Source organism: Bradyrhizobium sp. 153 (genome assembly GCF_023073835.1).
GTDB lineage: Bacteria > Pseudomonadota > Alphaproteobacteria > Rhizobiales > Xanthobacteraceae > Bradyrhizobium.
Genome location: NZ_JADPKH010000019.1, coordinates 52,366 through 69,482 on the forward strand (window position 1 = coordinate 52,366; position 17,117 = coordinate 69,482).

At 64.3% G+C, this 17,117-nt stretch carries 15 protein-coding genes; 6 read left to right on the forward strand and 9 right to left on the reverse strand.

All coding sequences use genetic code 11. From position 1 onward, the window contains the following. Positions 1–191 precede the first annotated feature (191 nt). Genes grxD through IVA91_RS05045 form a run of 4 tightly spaced genes read left to right on the forward strand, consistent with a single transcriptional unit; the run spans position 192 to position 3,669 of the window. Positions 192–518 (forward strand): Grx4 family monothiol glutaredoxin, encoded by a 327-nt coding sequence (grxD, locus tag IVA91_RS05030; protein ID WP_247280689.1) that lies wholly within the window; start codon positions 192–194, stop codon positions 516–518. A 3-nt stretch (positions 519–521) separates the two neighbouring features. Then, entirely contained in the window at positions 522–1,073 is a 552-nt protein-coding gene (locus IVA91_RS05035) for an O-acetyl-ADP-ribose deacetylase (RefSeq protein ID WP_247280690.1), read from the forward strand. A gap of 45 nt (positions 1,074–1,118) precedes the next feature. After that, on the forward strand, positions 1,119–2,405 hold the full coding sequence (locus IVA91_RS05040; protein ID WP_247280691.1) for a serine hydrolase domain-containing protein: 1,287 nt from the start codon (positions 1,119–1,121) through the stop codon (positions 2,403–2,405). 1 nt (position 2,406) lies between these two features. Further along, the gene (locus IVA91_RS05045) at positions 2,407–3,669 is read left to right on the forward strand and encodes a serine hydrolase domain-containing protein (RefSeq protein WP_247280692.1); all 1,263 of its coding nucleotides are present in this window, start codon (positions 2,407–2,409) and stop codon (positions 3,667–3,669) included. Between the two features lie 45 nt (positions 3,670–3,714). Here the strand turns inward: IVA91_RS05045 and IVA91_RS05050 are convergent, their stop codons facing one another. From IVA91_RS05050 to IVA91_RS05085, 8 genes are all read right to left on the reverse strand, one after another. Further along, positions 3,715–4,782 carry a threonine aldolase family protein gene (locus IVA91_RS05050; protein ID WP_247280693.1) on the reverse strand — a complete coding sequence of 356 codons (1,068 nt, stop codon included), beginning with the start codon at positions 4,780–4,782 and terminating at the stop codon, positions 3,715–3,717. Between the two features lie 274 nt (positions 4,783–5,056). Then, positions 5,057–5,674 (reverse strand): 30S ribosomal protein S4, encoded by a 618-nt coding sequence (rpsD, locus tag IVA91_RS05055; RefSeq protein ID WP_247280694.1) that lies wholly within the window; start codon positions 5,672–5,674, stop codon positions 5,057–5,059. Positions 5,675–5,874: 200 nt separating this feature from the next. Then, positions 5,875–6,642, reverse strand: coding sequence for an acyltransferase (locus IVA91_RS05060; protein ID WP_247280695.1), 768 nt, complete (start codon positions 6,640–6,642; stop codon positions 5,875–5,877). Between the two features lie 112 nt (positions 6,643–6,754). Further along, a complete protein-coding gene (locus IVA91_RS05065) occupies positions 6,755–7,138 on the reverse strand; it encodes a cupin domain-containing protein (protein ID WP_247280696.1) in 384 nt (127 codons plus the stop codon). A 67-nt stretch (positions 7,139–7,205) separates the two neighbouring features. Further along, positions 7,206–7,979: an aldolase/citrate lyase family protein gene (locus IVA91_RS05070; protein WP_247280697.1), complete on the reverse strand. Its 774-nt coding sequence runs from the start codon at positions 7,977–7,979 to the stop codon at positions 7,206–7,208. Positions 7,980–8,040: 61 nt separating this feature from the next. Further along, the gene (gene murI / locus IVA91_RS05075; protein ID WP_247280698.1) at positions 8,041–8,838 is read right to left on the reverse strand and encodes a glutamate racemase; all 798 of its coding nucleotides are present in this window, start codon (positions 8,836–8,838) and stop codon (positions 8,041–8,043) included. A gap of 234 nt (positions 8,839–9,072) precedes the next feature. Next, complete coding sequence (locus tag IVA91_RS05080) at positions 9,073–9,879, reverse strand: cyclic nucleotide-binding domain-containing protein (RefSeq protein WP_247280699.1); 807 nt, start codon at positions 9,877–9,879, stop codon at positions 9,073–9,075. Between the two features lie 262 nt (positions 9,880–10,141). Then, positions 10,142–11,218, reverse strand: coding sequence for a preprotein translocase subunit SecD (locus tag IVA91_RS05085; protein ID WP_247418786.1), 1,077 nt, complete (start codon positions 11,216–11,218; stop codon positions 10,142–10,144). A gap of 245 nt (positions 11,219–11,463) precedes the next feature. On the opposite strand from IVA91_RS05085, the gene IVA91_RS05090 reads away from it, so the two are divergent. Further along, entirely contained in the window at positions 11,464–13,371 is a 1,908-nt protein-coding gene (locus IVA91_RS05090; protein ID WP_247280701.1) for an acyl-CoA synthetase, read from the forward strand. Positions 13,372–13,575: 204 nt separating this feature from the next. Beyond that, on the forward strand, positions 13,576–15,381 hold the full coding sequence (locus tag IVA91_RS05095; RefSeq protein WP_247280702.1) for a caspase family protein: 1,806 nt from the start codon (positions 13,576–13,578) through the stop codon (positions 15,379–15,381). A 428-nt stretch (positions 15,382–15,809) separates the two neighbouring features. Here the strand turns inward: IVA91_RS05095 and IVA91_RS05100 are convergent, their stop codons facing one another. Next, the gene (locus IVA91_RS05100) at positions 15,810–16,979 is read right to left on the reverse strand and encodes a M20 aminoacylase family protein (RefSeq protein WP_247451541.1); all 1,170 of its coding nucleotides are present in this window, start codon (positions 16,977–16,979) and stop codon (positions 15,810–15,812) included. Positions 16,980–17,117 lie beyond the last annotated feature (138 nt).

Sequence of the window (17,117 nt, forward strand, 5' to 3'; positions counted from 1 at the left end):
TCCTCCCCGGCGATGATATTGTTGTCATCAGCCTATGGACCGGCGCGGTTCAGACCGGCCGCCGCCGACCGTTCGCCGCCATTTTACTTTGGATGCACAACGGTTTGGGCTACATATATGACAGATATCGGGTTAGATCGGCTGAGCCGGCCCGACGTGAAAGAAGGGCTCCGCCCCAGAAGGACACGGATATGAGCATCGAGGAATTCATCGCCAACGAAGTGAAGTCGAACGACGTGGTTCTGTTCATGAAGGGCACGCCGCAATTTCCGCAGTGCGGGTTCTCCGGCCAGGTCGTCCAGATCCTCGACCACATCGGCGTCGGCTATAAAGGCCTCAACGTCCTCGAATCCGCCGAGCTGCGCAACGGCATCAAGGAATACTCGAACTGGCCGACCATCCCGCAGCTCTATGTGAAGGGCGAGTTCGTCGGCGGATGCGATATCGTCCGCGAGATGTTCCAGGCCGGCGAATTGCAGCAGCTCCTCTCCGAGAAGGGCGTCGTCGTCGCGGCTTGATACATGGCCCGGCTGACGCGCCGGATCGGCGGCGCCGAGCTCGAGGTCATCGTTGCCGACATCACCACGCTCGGCGTTGACGCCATCGTCAACGCCGCAAATTCGTCTCTCCTTGGTGGAGGCGGTGTCGACGGGGCGATCCACGACGCTGCCGGTCCCGAGCTTCTCGCCGAATGCCGGACGCTCGGAGGATGCCCGACCGGCGATGCCAAGATCACCAAGGGCTATCTTCTGCCTGCGCGCCATGTGATCCATGCGGTCGGCCCCGTCTGGCACGGCGGGGGCCGCGGCGAGGCGGAGGCGCTGCGCTCGTGCTATCGGCGCGCGCTTGAGCTCTGTCAGGCCAACGGGCTGACTTCGCTGGCCTTCTCCGCGATCTCCACCGGCGTGTATCGTTTCCCGGCTGACCAGGCCGCGACGATTGCAGTTCATACGACCATCGACACGCTGCCGGCCACGCCCTCGGTCACCCGCGTCATATTCTGTTGTTTCTCGGAGAGAAGCGCCGCTCTTCACACGGCCGTTCTGGCGCGATACGGCAGCCCTTGTGCCTGACAACGCGGTCGGTACACTCCGCGGGCCATGTTCCGGGGAGGGGATATGATTTCACGATCAGGATTGCGTGCGCTGGTCTGCGGCGCGCTGATGTCGCTTGGCCCCGTGTCGCTGGCGCGGGCGGAGGGCATTTACGAGATTCCAGCCGGCGCGCATTTCAACCAGGACAAGCTCGCGAGGATCAGCGAGTTCTTCAAGAACGAAGTCGCTACCGGCAAGATCGCCGGCGCGACCGTGCTGATCAAGCAGCACGGTAAGCCGGTCTTTCACGAAGCGTTCGGCGTTCAGGACGTGGTCAGCAAGGCCCCGATCACCGATAAGACGATCTTCCGCCTGTTCTCGATGACCAAAGCGATTACCTCGGTGGTCGCGATGCAATTGGTCGAGGAGGGCAAGATCAAGCTCGACGATCCCGTCGCGAAATACATCCCGTCCTTCGCCAATGTGAAGGTCGGCGTCGAGAAGAAGGCCGAAGACGGCAGCAGGTCGCTCGAACTGGTGTCGCCCAACCGGCCGATGACCGTGCTCGACCTGATGCGCCACACCTCGGGCATCACCTATGGCTTCTACGGCGACAGCCTGGTGCGAAAAGCCTATCGGGAGGCGAATATCTATGCCGGCGATTTCGACCTTGCCGAGTTCGCCGAGCGGATCGCAAAACTGCCGCTGCACAACCAGCCGGGTGCACTCTGGCAATATGGCCATTCCACCGACGTGCTGGCGCGCGTGATGGAGATCGCGGCCGGCAAGCCGCTGATCGATATCATGCGGGAAAAGCTGCTCGATCCGCTCGGCATGGTCGATACCGGGTTCTTCGTCACCGACCCGGAGAAGCAGAAGCTGCTGGCGAAGCCGGTGCCGAACGACGGCGATTTCCGGGTCGGCCGGATCAACGATCCAACAGTCGTCAAGAAGATCCAATTCGCCAGCGGCGGCATGGTCACGACCATGGCCGACTATGAGCGCTTTGCGCAGATGCTACTCAACGGCGGCAGCCTCCACGGCAAGACCATTCTCAAACCCGAGACCTTCAAGCTGATGGTGACCGATCAGGTCGGACCAGGCTCCGGCGTCGAGCGCGACTACTTCTACTTTCCCGGTGACGGTTTTGGCTTCGGCCTCGGCCTTGCCGTCCGCACTGATCCCGGCAATGCCAAGCCGCCGCCCCCGGGCAATCTCGGCGAATTGAAGTGGGACGGCGCCTCCGGCTGCTATTTCGTGATCGACCCCAAGCAGGACATGTTCTTCGTCCTCCTGGAACAGACCCCGACCGAGCGCCAGCGCGTGCAACGGACATTGAAGCAGTTGGTCTATGAAGCCATGGAGAAGTGAAGTGCGCGGGCGCCGCGCGCTGATCGCGGGGCTCGTTGTTCTGGTCGGTGCCTTCGGTGCGAAGGCCGGCTCTGAGGGACGGGCCGCGCGCAGCTTCTCGCCCGAGGGGTTGGCGAAGGTTTCCGACTACATCCGAAACGAGATCGCCACCGGCAAGATCCCCGGCGCCATCCTGCTCCTCCAGCAGCACGGCAAGCCGGTCTATTACGAAAATTTCGGCGTCCGCGACGTCGCGACCGAGATCTCGATGAGCGCGGACACGATCTTCCGGCTCTATTCGATGTCGAAGCCGATCACCTCTGTCATGGCGATGATGCTGGTCGAAGAGGGCAAGCTTTCGCTCGACGATCCCGTCTCGAAATACATTCCGGCCTTCGCCAAGATGAAGGTCGGCGTCGAGAAGAAGGCCGAGGACGGCAAGGTCGCGCTGGCGTTGGAAGCGCAGAATCGTCCCGTCACGATCAAGGACCTGCTTCGCCACACGTCGGGTCTGCCCTATGGCTATTATGGTGGCGGCATGGTGCGGGAGCTCTATGCCGAGGCCAATCTGTTCCAAAGCAATCTCAGCAATGCCGACTTCGTCGCGAAGATCACCACGCTGCCGCTGGTCGAGCAGCCGGGCACCGCGTGGGATTACGGCTTTTCCACCGACGTGCTCGGCCGCGTCATCGAGGTGGTCGCGGGAAAGACCCTGCTTCAGTTCGAGAAAGAGCGGCTGCTCGATCCGCTCGGCATGACCGAGACCGCGTTCTTCGTCGCCGATCCCGCCAAATTCCCGCGCATTGCCGAGCCGATGCCCGAGGATCGCAACATCAACCCGACCACGCCGGTTCGCGACATCAGGCGGCCGTCGAAATGGGAATCGGGCGGCGGCGGCATGGTCGGCACGGTCGGCGACTACGCCCGTTTCGCGCAGATGCTGCTCAGTGGCGGCATCTATGAGGGACGGCGTTATCTCAAGCCCGAGACGATCGCGCTGATGGCATCCGATCACATCGGACCTGAGACGAAGATCGCGCGCGACCAGAACTATTACCCGGGCGCCACCAGCGGATTCGGCCTCGGCTTCGCCGTACGTACCGCGGTGCCGCCGGGGACTTCCTGGCCGCTTGGCGAATATCGCTGGGACGGCGTCGGCGGCACATTCTTCTTCATCGATCCCGAAGACGACCTGTTCGGGATCTTCATGGTGCAGACCCCCTCGCAGCGTGGCCGGATCCAACTGGCGCTGAAGACGCTGATTTATCAAGCGATGGGGCGGTGATCGCGAGCGGTTGGTTGGTCGGCCCGTTACTCCATCTACGCGACTTTACGCCCCGCGCACGATCTCGCGCACGTATCCGATCGTCTCCTCGATCTGGCTCGCATTGACGTCGAGATGGGTGCAGGCGCGGATGCGGCCGTCCATCATCGCAAGCGTCACGCCGCGCTGGCGCAACGCTGCGACCATCTTGTCGCCGGGAATGCCGGCGCCGTCGGGCTTGAAGAACACCAGATTGGTTTCGGGCTCCTGCACCTCGATGCCTGCGATCTGCGACAGCCCGCGGGCGAGCGCGCGCGCATTGGCGTGATCGTCGGCAAGGCGCTCAACGTGATGGTCGAGCGCGTAGATGCAGGCGGCCGCACAGATGCCGGCCTGCCGCATCGAGCCGCCGAGGCGCTGCTTCCATTGCCACACCGCGTCGATGAAGACGCGTGAGCCTGCAAGCACGCCGCCAATCGGCGCGCCGAGGCCCTTGGAGAAGTCGATCCAGGCCGAATCCCATCCCGCGGTCATGTCACGCGGCGAGATTCCGCTCGCCACGGTGGCGTTGAGCAGGCGCGCGCCATCCATGTGCGTGATGAGGCCGTGCTGCTTGGCGATCGCGACGATCTCGTCGAGCGCCGCCTTCTTCCAGATCGTGCCGCCGCCGATATTGGCGGTCTGCTCGACGCTGACGACGGTCTGCGGCGGCTGATAGCGCGTGCGTGGATGCAGCGCCTTACGGAGAGTCTCCGGCGTGAACTGGCCGTTGGCGCCCTTGAGCTGCGTCACCTGGAAGCCGCCGATCGCGGCATGCGCGCCGCCTTCGCGGGCGATGATGTGCGCGGTCTCGTGCGCAAGGATCTCGTCGCCGGGACGGCAATGCACAAGCGTCGCGGTGACGTTGCACATCGTGCCCGAGGGCATGTAGACCGCCGCTTCCTTGCCGAGCAGATCCGCCACGCGCTCGCACAGCGCGTTCACCGTCGGATCGTCGCCGACCTGCTCGTCGCCGACCTCCGCCCGCGCCATCGCCTCGCGCATCGCAGCCGTCGGCTTGGTCTGCGTGTCCGAGAGCAGATTGATGCGCACCGGCGGTGCCTTGGGGTCGATGGGGGGAGGGGTGTAGAGCATCAACTTGCTCCCTGAGGGATTGGCATTCACTCGCGGTCAGCGAGTTCTAGGTGGACGCCGAGCGGCGTGACGAAACCGCATAATAGCGATTTCTGTCTCGGTCACACGATAATCGATCAGATAAGGATAAGCGTTGACCGGCAAGCGACGGACGTATGCACGCGTGGTCTGCCGCCCTGCATAAGGATGCGGATGGGCTGAGACATCGGAGTGGCTGCCTGAACGAAAAAGGCCCCGGAAACCGGGGCCTTTAAACTTCGATCTGCCGAAACGATTAGCGCGAATAGAATTCGACGACCAGATGCGGCTCCATCTGCACCGGGAACGGCACGTCGGAGAGGTTGGGGATGCGCGTGTATTTCGCGGTCATCTTGCCATGGTCGACATCGAGATAGTCGGGCACGTCACGCTCGGGGAGCTGGCTGGCTTCGAGCACGTGGGTGAGCTGCTTGGAGGCTTCCTTGACCTCGACGACGTCGCCGACCTTGAGCTGGTAGCTCGAGATGTTGACCTTGCGGCCGTTCACCTTGATGTGGCCGTGGTTGATGAATTGGCGCGCGGCGAAGATGGTGGAAACGAACTTGGCGCGGTACACGACCGCGTCGAGACGGCGCTCCAAAAGGCCGATCAGGTTCTCGCCGGTGTCACCCTTGAGGCGGCTGGCTTCCACGTAGATGCCGTGGAACTGGCGCTCGCTGATGTTGGCGTAGTAGCCCTTCAGCTTCTGCTTGGCGCGCAGCTGCACGCCGAAGTCGGAGAGCTTGCCCTTGCGACGCTGGCCGTGCTGGCCGGGGCCGTATTCGCGGCGGTTCACGGGGCTCTTCGGGCGGCCCCAGATGTTCTGGCCCATACGACGATCGATCTTGTACTTCGCCTCACTGCGCTTAGTCATCGCGTCCTCTTCAGGTACATGGTTTGAGGAAACGCGCCCTCCTGTGTGACGGGGAAATCCCGGCACCGACAGGTCCGATCCCCAAAGCTTAAGGGACAGAACCACGGGTCGCGAAACGCTTCGCGGGCCGAAATCGGCCCGCGAGCAAGGCGGCTTTTAGGGGAGTTTGGGGTTCGCTGTCAATGCGAATGGACCCGGAATCAGGTACCCACCGCCCGGATCGGCTTTGGCCCGGCCGCACGCAATTCGCCAGCGATTTCAGTGTTCAGGACCTGTTCCAGCCGGGTCAGGACCCGGGCGATCGGGGCGGCATCCGTCACCCGATGGTCCCAGCGGATCACGACATGGATGGTCTGGTCCGCCTCAACCACCCCATAGCTGACGATGAAGGGTCCCGGCGTGATGGGGTGGAGCTCGCCGCCGCCATAAGCGGCCACCGAGCTCACCGCGAAGCTGCCGAACCAATTGCCGCGCTGCCGGCCGAAATTCAGCCCCACCGCCCAAGACAGGCGTCGCAGCGGCAACGGGAGGCGGGTCGCCCGCATGATCTTGCGGTACATGGGAACCTCCTCAACCGGTGCCGTCTTGGCGCGCCGGATCTCGGCGTCGACCGCCGCCAGCGTCATGGCCTCGGGGGCCGCAATTCGCTGTGGCATCACGCATTCCTCGCCATCCTCGACGCGGGCGACCGCCACCAGTGCCACGCTCCTGGGCAGTTCATAGAGGGCTGGCCGGGGCCATTTGGCGTAGAGCGTGCGGAGGATCGGCTCCTCACTTGCAACCAGGGCGAAAGCCTTCACGAACATCGCTGCCCAGCCGGCGCGCGCCGTTGCGCCCGCGCGAGCTTCCAGCAGAGGGCGGACGTTGAGCGAACGGGATAGCGAAACGAAGGGCACGCCCATCGAAGCGTGCATGAGGTCGCAGATCAGACGGCGCCGCAGGGAGATGGTCTTGGGCGTCCCGCGCATTGGTCTCCGGGTCCTGGGGATCAAAGATGAAAGTATGTGCAGCGAGTGGGTCGTCCGCTCGCCGCGTGCTCTAGCACGAACCAACGGGTTTGGACCCGGTCGGTTCGCCGCATCAGGGTGCCGGCGACGCCAGCGGCTTGGTTTTGTCGACGACGTAAATTCCAAGCACTTTCAATGATTTGTCACCATGGGTCTTGGCGTCGTGCACGGAACCCGCCGGGATCTGGTAGGAATCGCCGGCTTTCAGGCGCTTGTCCGGCTGGGCGTCGATGAGGAGGTCGAGCTCGCCCTCCAGGACATAACCCGTCTCGATCCCCGGATGGGTATGCCGGCCGGCGGCGCCGCCGGCCGGCACCTCGGCGATGGCGGTCACGGTCGTGTAGCCCTCCGGAAAGTCGATCTTCTGGAGCGGGGTGCGCTTGATGCCGGATTGCTGGGCAGAGGCCGCGACGGCGATGCCAGTGAAAGCGAGCGCAAGCAAAGTCTTTCTGAGCATGGTTTTTCCTCCCTGGAGCCGACGACCCTAGCAGCGCCGCGGTTCCCAGCAAGGCCGTATCGGCGATTCAGCGCCTGACCCCTTCGAACGCCGCCATGATGCCGCGCTGGAACAGCGACCAGTCGAAGCCGAGCGCGATCGCGCGGTAGCCACGGTCAATCAGAGCGTTGGCCTGGTCGGCGGTGCGGGCCACGCCGCCGATCGGCACGCCGCTTCTGAGGATGCCGACTTCCGCACGGGCGACCAGCTCGAGCAGCTCCGGATCGTCCATCTGACCGCGCTTGTTGATGGAGGTGGCGAGATCGCCCGGACCGATGACCGCGACGTCGACGCCCGGCGTCGCCATGATCTCGTCGATGCGATTGACGGCGTCGACATGCTCGATGGTGATCATGCAGATCATCTCGTCGTCGGCTGTAGCCATATATTCCGGCATCGACTGGCCCCAGCGGAATGGCGCGTGGAAGGGACCCCAGAGTCGATCGCCGCGCGGCGGGTAGCGCACGCTGCGCACCGCTTTCTCGGCATCGTCGCGGTTGGTGATCATCGGGAAGTTGATGCCGAAGGCACCGATGTCCATCGGTGCTTTCGCAAGCCATGGCTCGTTCGCGGCGATCCGAACCAGCGGCGTGCACGGCGTGCCTGTGGTCGCGGCGATCATCGCATGTGCTTCGGTCAATCCAATCGGGCCATGTTCGAGATCGACGATGATCCAGTCGAGCGAGCGCGCCATGATCTGCACCATCTGCACACTCGGGATCGTCGCGATCGCGCCAAAGGCGGGGCGCCCCTCGCGCCAGAGCTGGCGAAGACGGTTGAGTGGTGTGGAGGGGACCGACATGGGAAGGCCTGCGGCAAGGTGACGACGGCAAAGCCTAGCAGCGCGCCGTTGCCGCGCAAAGTCAGGCGAGGGCGCGGCCGCCGAAGAACGGCGTCAGCATCGCCGAAAGGCTATGCACGCGGTTCGAAGTAAAGATCATCTCGGCGCCGGACTGCGCGATGCCGACGATCCGCCGGCCAAGCAGATCCGAGACGCGGCGGGCGATCGCGGGCGCCGGGTCGATCCAGTCAACCGGCCAGGGCGCCAGCCGCTTGAGCCGGCCGAGCAGCAGCGGATAATGCGTGCATGCGAGCACCACCGTGTCGGTGCGCGATGTCGCATCCCCGGCGTCGCCCACGAAGCAGGGAGCGAGTTCGGCAAGGATGGCCTCATCGCTGATCGGAGCGCCGCTCAGCTCGGCTTCAGCCAGCGAGGCAAGCTGGGGCGAGCCGACCAGCGTCACCTCGCAGCCCTGCGCGAACTCGCGGATCAAAGCTTTCGTATATTCCCGCTTCACCGTGCCCTTGGTGCCGAGCACCGAGACGCGGCGGGTCTTCGACTGCGCGCAGGCCGGCTTGATCGCCGGCACCGTGCCGACGAAGGGCAGGGAGTAAGCGGCGCGCAAGTGAGACAGTACCAGGGTGGATGCCGTGTTGCAGGCGATAACGACGAGGTCGGGATCATGCGTGCCGATCAATTCCCCCATCAATGGCACCACGCGGGCGATGATCTCGTCCTCGCCATGGTGGCCATAGGGGAAGAAGGCGTCGTCGGCGACATAGACGTAATGCGCGTCCGGGCGTGCGGCGACGACCTCACGGAGCACCGTGAGTCCGCCAAGGCCGGAATCGAACACCAGGATCGTCGGAGAATTGGTCACGTCATTATCCTAAGGCGCCATGGTTACCAATCTGTTTTTAGGGCGGTTTTGCGGCGGGGCCGCTTGGGGCGGATCTGGATCGGCTGAATGCCCTGCGGAGGGCGACACATCCGCAAAATTCCCGGGGGGCACCGCTGAAGCGCTGCGCTGCGTCCGGCGCAGGAGGAAATGTGGCACGCGCAACGACGGAGCAGATGTGTCCCCGCCATTCCGTATCGGCGCCGGCCGCAGCGGTCACGCGATCCTGTTCGTCGTTGCCGCTCGCTCGGCCGCGAGCTGGCTCTGCAGACGCTCGATGTTTTGCAAGAGGCGCTGGCTGGTTAGCACCAGGAAGTAATAGCCGAACTGCGGATCCTGGAAATAAATCTCGAGCAGCCGGTCATAGGTGATCGTCAGCACGTGTCCGTCTTCGATGCATTCGACCGTTCCGGTACGCCGGTTGTCCGGCGTGAGGAAGCCCAGTTCACCCATCAGAGCTCCGGGCAAAATTTCGACGTTGATCTCCTTGACCAGAAACTTGCCCGTGACCGTGAGGAACATTTCGTTAGCGGGGTCGCGCAGCTTGAAGAGGATGTCGCCGCGGCGGTATTTGCGCTCGGTCATGAACGGCTTGAGCCATTCGATCGACATGTCGCCTTCGGCGGCATGGCGCGCCTTCTTGACCAGCTTGAGCATCTGCCGCAGGCGCAGGGCGTTGATCGGAAGCAACAGAAGATACAGCAGGAACGTCGCGACGTTGGCGGAGAGCGCGCCGAAAACGGCGAACAACGCGCAGCCGACCATGTTCGCGACGCGCAGCGGCACCATCGTCCGCATCAAGAGGGTGGCGACGAAGAAGCCGGCGCCGACCGCGGCAAACAGATTGGCCAGCGTGATGTTCTGGACAAAGATCTCCAGCAGCCGATTGAAGATGGCGTCGTAGGTGACGTTGTTGGGATCGAGGCCCATCTGGACCAGGATCTTCGCGATCCTGAGGTTGTCCGTTGCCGCGTCGAGAATGCGGTCGAGGATCGACGAAACGTCTGCGCTGCCGGACGGCATGATACTAACCCCGCGTAAGGCCTTCAGTCCTGGTCGGTATGCTCGACACGTGTAGCCCAAATCGAATGACGGCTGGCTGAAATGAAGCCTTTGGCCGTCATGCCGCAAGAGGCAAATTTTAGCTCGATCGGGCGTTTCGGCAATTGCCCGTTGGTTTGCGCGTCTGGCCGCGGCGCGCTGATGATTCGAGGCCTCGGCGCGGGCTTTGGTGCCGGGGATGGACCCGGGCGCCGCAACAACGCGGGGCCGCCCGATCTCCGCCTCAGGGCCTGGCGGCGGGCTGCACGACCTGCTGCTCGACGAGGCCAAGGCGTCCGGGCAGTGAGCCCGCGCGCAACAGCATGGCGATGCTGTTGGCCTCTTCCAGGCTGAAGTTGCCGGAGATCTGGCCGGAGCCGCCGGTGATGGGCTCGCGGATCACGGGGGTGGAGAGCACCCTGTCTTCGAGCACGATGGCGAAGGGCTTGCCGATGTTCTCTGCGGTGATGTGGGCGAAACGCCGCGTGCCGCGGCCGTTGAAACGGAACGAGGCGATCGGCTCTTTCGTGCTGCTCGCAAATCCCGGTCCCGCATAGCTGATGTCGTCGCCGTCGAGCACGCTGGCCTTCACCAGATAGGGGAGCTTGTCCTTGAAGCCGAGCAGGACTTCCGTGCCAGCGGGCGGCGTGCCGGATTGCGCCTGCTCCGGCGACATCGAGAGATCGATCAGGCGGAAGCTAACCCGCACCTTCTTGGCGAAGATCGCGGTGATGCGCTCGGGCTGCATCGTGCCCGGCAGCAAGATGCGGATGCGGTCTGTTCCCTCAACCTGGACGCTGGCGAGCGTGATGCCGGCGTCCTTGAGGCGCTGCTCGATCATGGCGATGGAATCTTCGACTAGGTCGTGCAGCCGTGCGGCAGATGCGGCGTCGGTCGGCGCGAGCCTGATCAGTCCATCTCCGGCATCGGTCACGCTGAGCGCTTGCGTGGCCAGCCCCTCCGCCGCCGAGGTGAGCATGTGCGTGAGCTGTTCGCGGCCCTTCGCGTCCGGGATTTTAACGTCGACGCCGCCGTCACGGATCGCAAGCCCGGAGAAGGCGATCCGGCCCTCGCGCAGGATCTTGTAAATGTGGTCGCGCAGGTCCGTGACAACCGCCTCGCGCAGGGCGTCGGTGTCGACCTTGTAGATGATGCGGGACCCGCCCAGCTTCTCCATCTTGTCGGCGACGAAAGCCGCGACCTTGGCGCGCATCTTGTCGAATTGAGTGTCGGCGAACGCCGCGCGAGGCAGCACGATCGTCGATGCCATCGCGAGCACGACGAGCAGGCTTGTGATGCGGTTCCGCAGATGCGTAGGCATAATCACCTCAAGTCTTGCGGCAGGACGCTGGTAGGCGAATCCGACGCCAGTTCTTGGTCCCGGGATCGGGCGCGGAGGTTCAAATTCGGTCTAGATCGAGCCTAACCGCCGCTGTCCACGGCCATGGACGAACGCCAAATCATCCATCATTCTGTCCGCGCTCGACGGGCCATCGGTCGAGGCCCCGCCGAACCAAATGTCAAAAGAAGGGGTGGGGACATGCATCTGAGGGAGGACGGAAATCCATGGCGGGCATCCACGCGCTCGATCGGCTCATCGGCAACGACTATCCGGATTTGTTGACAGACGCGGAGGTCCGGGCCTTCGAGCAGGTTCCTTACGCCGATCGCGTCGCGGCCGAGAGCACGTATGACGCGATCCGGCTGGGTGCAACGCGCAACCCCGACGGGGCGGCGATCCAGTTCCTGCAAAACGCCGATCCCGCCGACACGCCGGTCGTGGTCACGTATCGCGATTTCATGGCGCGCGTCACGCAGGCCGCCAACATGTTTCACGCGCTGGGCGCGGAGAAGGGCGACGTCATCAGCTTCATGCTGCCGCTGGTGCCGGATGCTTTCGTGACATTGTTCGGCGCCGAAGCCGCCGGCATCGCCAATCCCGTTAATCCGCTGCTCGAGCCGCACCAGATCGCGGAGATTCTGGAGGCTGCGAACACGAAAATCCTGGTGGCGCTTGGGCCGATGCCGGGCACCGACATCTGGCAGAAGGTCGAGCAGATCCGGCCGCAACTCAAGCATCTCAAGGCAACGGTCCAGGTGTTCGGCGGCGGCGATCCGGCGAACGGCATCTTTGCCTTCAGCGACCTGATCAAGCTGCAACCGGCGGACCGGCTTATCAGCGGCCGCAAGATCTTGGGCAGCGACATCGCCGCCTATTTCCACACCGGCGGCACCACCGGCACGCCGAAGCTGGTGCGGCACACCCATGCCAACCAGGTCTATCAGGCCTGGGCGCTCAATCTGCTGCTGAAGGCCAAGCCGGGCGCAAACCTGCTGTTCGGCATGCCTCTGTTCCACGTCGGGGGCTCGCTGACACAGGCGTTGCTGACGCTGTCAAGCGGCGGCTCGCTGGTCGTGCTGTCGCCGAGCGGCTGGCGCAATCCGAATGCGGTGAAGAACATCTGGGGGCTGGTCGAGCGCTTCAAGCCCGAGGCGCTGTCGAGCGTGCCGACGGTGCTCGCTGCCGCGCTGGCGGTGCCGCCGGGCAAGGCGGATATTTCGAGCCTGAAATATGCGGCAGGTGGCGGCTCGGCGATTCCGGTCGCGGTCGGCTCGGCGATTCAGAAGAAACTGAAGCTGCCGGTGATCGAGGTCTACGGCATGACGGAGACCTCGAGCGTGCACACGCTGGCCTATCCGTCGCGGCCCATCCGGCTCGGCTCGGTCGGCCTTCCCATGCCTTACGCGCGTGTGCGCATCGTGCAGCTCGATGCCGAGGGACGCCTGATCCGCGATTGCGCGCCCGACGAGATCGGCGTCGTCATCATGGCCGGGCCCGGCGTGTTCGGCGGCTATCTCAACGACGAGCACAACAAGGGCGCCTTCATCGATGAGGTCTGGGTCAATTCCGGCGATCTCGGTCGCCTCGATGCCGACGGCTATCTCTGGATCACAGGCCGCGCCAAGGACCTCGTGATCCGCGGCGGCCACAACATCGATCCGGCGCCGATCGAGGAGATCATGTTCAGACATCCCGCCGTCGGCTTCGCCGCCGTGGTCGGCCAGCCCGACGCCTATGCCGGCGAATTGCCGGTGGGGTATGTGCAGTTGAAGCCCGGCGCGAGCGTCGAGCAGGGCGAGCTCGAAGCGTGGGTGCGCGAGCGCACCCCGGAGCGCGCCGCCGTGCCGGTGCAGGTCATTCCGATCGATCCGATGCCACTGACGGGCGTCGGCAAGGTGTTCAAGCCGCAGCTGCGCTGGGACGCAGCGCAGCGTGTGTTCACCAAGGTGCTGGCACCGCTGGTCGAGCGCGGCATCGATTGCAAGGTCAAGGTCGGTCCGCACGGCAGCCACGGCTCCATCGCCACCGTGACGCTGACCGGCTTGCCGGCGGGTCAGCGCGAAGCGGTCGAGGGCGAGGTGCACGCGCTGCTGGCACCGTTCGTGATGCGCCACGAGGTGGTGCAAGCGTAGCAGCCCCGAAGGACCGTGGCGTCAGCTGGGGCAGCAGGGCGACGCTTCGCCGCATTATCCATACCCCTGTTTGAGGACCTCTATGTGACCGGTATCACATAGGAAGAATTAGCAATCGGCGACGCTACCGAATAGTCTCAGGGAATTGCATCCGGGGGGACGCAAGTGATTCCGTTTCGGCTATTTGCATTGTTGATATTGGCGATGAGCCTTGCGTGCGGACCGGCACACGCCGACCGGCGGGTCGCGCTCGTCATCGGCAATTCCGCCTACAAGAGCGCTCCGAAGCTCGGCAATCCCGTGAACGACGCCACCCTGGTCGGCGGCATGTTCAAGAAGGCCGGCTTCGATTCTGTCGACGTCAGGCTCGATCTCAGCGCCAGCGAGATGCGGCGCATGCTGCGCGAATTTGCCGGCAGGTCGCGTGATGCGGAGATGGCGGTGATCTATTACGCCGGCCATGGTATCGAGCTCGACGGCAACAACTATCTCATCCCGACCGACGCCACGCTGGAGACGGATGGTGACGTTCTCGATGAGACCATTCCGGTCGAGCGGGCATTGTTCGCGGTCGAACCGGCCAAGCAGCTGCGGCTGATCATCCTGGACGCGTGCCGGGACAATCCGTTTGCGAAGACGATGAAGCGCACGCTGGCCTCGCGCGCGGTCGGGCGCGGCCTCGCCAAGGTCGAGCCCACCAGCCCGAATACGATGATTGCATTCGCCGCCAAGGCAGGATCGACGGCATCGGATGGCGATTCCCGAAACAGCCCGTTCGCCGCCGCGCTGGTCGAGCACCTGCCGAAGCCGGGTCTTGATCTGCGCAAGGCCTTCGGCTTCGTGCGCGACGACGTTTTGAAAGCGACCGGCTACAAGCAGGAGCCCTATGTCTACGGCTCGCTCGGCGGCGACGACGTGCCGTTGGTCGCGGTCAAGCCGGCCGCGACTGGTCCGCAGGCCAACCCGCAGGAGGCCGTTCGCAGGGATTACGAGCTGGCGCTCCAACTCGGCACGCGGGACGGCTGGGAAGCGTTTCTGGCGGCGTATCCGGAGGGCTTCTACGCCAACCTGGCCAAGGGGCAGTTGAACAAGATCGCCGCCGAGGAGACGCGCGCGGGGGCCGAACAGAAGGCAAAGGCCGCCGAGCAGGAGAAGGCGAGGCTCGTTGCCGAGCGCGCCCAGAAGGCCGAGCAGGAGAAGGCGGCCGCGGCGGCCAAGGCCGCCGAAGAGGCGCGGATCGCGGCCGAGAAGCAGAAGCAGATCGAGCAGGCGAGGGCCGAGGCCGCCGAGCAGCAGCGCAAGGTGGCCGAAGCGGCGGCGGCGAAGGCATTGGCCGAGAAGCAAGCAGCGGAGAAAGCTAGGGCCGAACTCGCTGCAAAGCAGGCGGCAGAGAAAGCGGAGCAGGCCGCAAAGCCGGCGACCGACCGGCAGATTCCCGAAGTTGAGAACCAGAAGGTGGCCGCGCTCTCGCCTGCACCGACCTCGACGTTATCCGCAGCTGAGCTCGCCAAATCGGTTCAGAGCGAACTGCGCCGCGTCGGCTGCCTCACCTCGGCTGCAGAGGGCGAGTGGACTTCGGCCGCGCAGCGCTCGCTGACGCTGTTCAACAAATATGCCGGCACCCAGTTCGACGTGAAGCTCGCAAGCAGCGACGCACTCGATGCGTTGAAGGCGAAGCCGGGGCGCGTCTGCCCGCTGGTGTGCAATTTCGGCTTCAAGGCCGACGGCGACCAATGCGTGAAGATCACCTGCCGTGCCGGCTATCGCGTCGGTGACGACAATGAGTGCGAGAAGATCCCGGAGAAGAAGCCGGTTGCGACGCGCGAGGATTCGAAGAGGCGGGATCGGGACCGAAAACAAACGGAAGCCGCGCCCTCAGCGCCGCAGGCATCTGGTCAGGTGATCTGCAACGCGGCCGGGTGCAGGCCGATTGCCAAAGGGTGCCGGCTCGGGACGGCCAATCATCCTTCCAATCCGGCGTCTAAAATACCTGCCGAAATATGCAACTGATGATCAAGCGTTCATTTCGAGCGTACTCGTCGCGCTTAGAGCTCTCGGCCTGGACCTGCGCAAAGCGTTTGGCTTCGTGCGCGATGATGTGCTGAAGAGCACTGCCGGAAGACACGCGTGCCGCAGCCGAGCAAAAGGCGAAGGCGGCCAAGCAGGAGAAGGTGAGGCTCGTTGCCGAGCGCGCCCAGGTTGAGGCGACACCGTCCAAGCCGCATACATCTGGCCAGATCTTTTGCAATGCTGCCGGCTTGTCGGGAACGGATGCAGAATGGAGCGCGCTAGCACCGCTGATGCGAGTTCAGTGATGGTTGGCCGGACGAGAGACGTCTGCGATTGAGTCGGGTGAGTTAGCAAGTGTAGCCGACCACTTTACGTCCGCGTCGACAGAAAAATGGTGGGTTACGCCTTCGGCTAGTCCACTACAGACTCTACGCCGGCATCCGCGTCTCGATCAGCCGGGCCCAGAACGAGGCGCCGTGGCCCAAAATGTTGTCGTTGAAGACATAGGCCGGGTGGTGGCACTCGTTGCCGTCGCCCATGCCGACCAGGATCATCGCGCCGGGGCGGGCTTCCAGCATGAACGAGAAATCTTCGGCGCCCATCATCGGAATGAACTTGTCGTTGACGCGCTCGGTGCCGACGATGTCGCGGGCGACGTCGGCGGCAATGCCGGCCTCGCGTGCGTGGTTCATCGTCACCGGATACATCCGCGTGTACTTCGTCTCGGCCGAGCCGCCATAGGCGCGGGCGACGCTGTCGGCGACTTCGCCGATGCGGCGCTCGACGAGATCGCGCACTTCAGGATCGAGCGTGCGCACGGTGCCCGCGAGCTCGGCGACCTCCGGGATGATGTTGAAGGCCGTGCCGGCGTGGAATTGCGTGATCGAGATGACGGCCGATTTCAGCGGATCGACGTTGCGCGCGACGATCGATTGTAGCGCACCCACGATCTGCGAGCCGATCAGCACGCTGTCGATCGATTTGTGCGGACCCGCGCCGGCGTGGCCGCCCTTGCCGTGGACGGTGATCTGGATGTTGTCGGACGAGGCGAGCATCGCGCCAGGGGTGGTTGCGAAATGACCTTCGGGCAGGTTCGGCATGTTGTGCATGCCGTAGACCTCCTGGATGTTCCAGCGCGTCATCAGCCCGTCCTCGACCATGGCCCTGCCACCGCCGCCGCCTTCCTCGGCCGGCTGGAAGATCAACACGGCCGTGCCGTCGAAATTGCGCGCCTCGGCGAGATATTTGGCAGCGCCGAGAAGCATGGCGGTGTGGCCGTCATGTCCGCAGGCGTGCATCTTGCCCGGGACCTTGGAGGCGTAGGGCACGCCGGAGGTCTCCATGATCGGCAGCGCGTCCATGTCGGCGCGCAGGCCGATGGTCTTGCCGGATGCCGACTTGCGGCCGCGGATCACGCCGACCACGCCGGTGCGGCCGATGCCCGTCACCACCTCGTCGCAGCCGAATTCGCGCAGCTTGTCGGCGACGATGCCGGCGGTGCGGTGGACTTCGTAGAGCAGCTCCGGATTCTCGTGGAAGTCATGGCGCCAGGCGGCCATTTCGTCGGACAGGGCGGCGATGCGGTTGACGATGGGCATGGGGGATCCGTTTCTTGTGGGTTCTTGTCTTTCCGGGGGGATGCGAAGCATCGAGCTATGGTGCGCATTTGTGCACCAGAGAATCTGGAGATTGTAGCGCGAGATTCCGGGCTCACGCTTCGTGTGCCCCGGAATGAC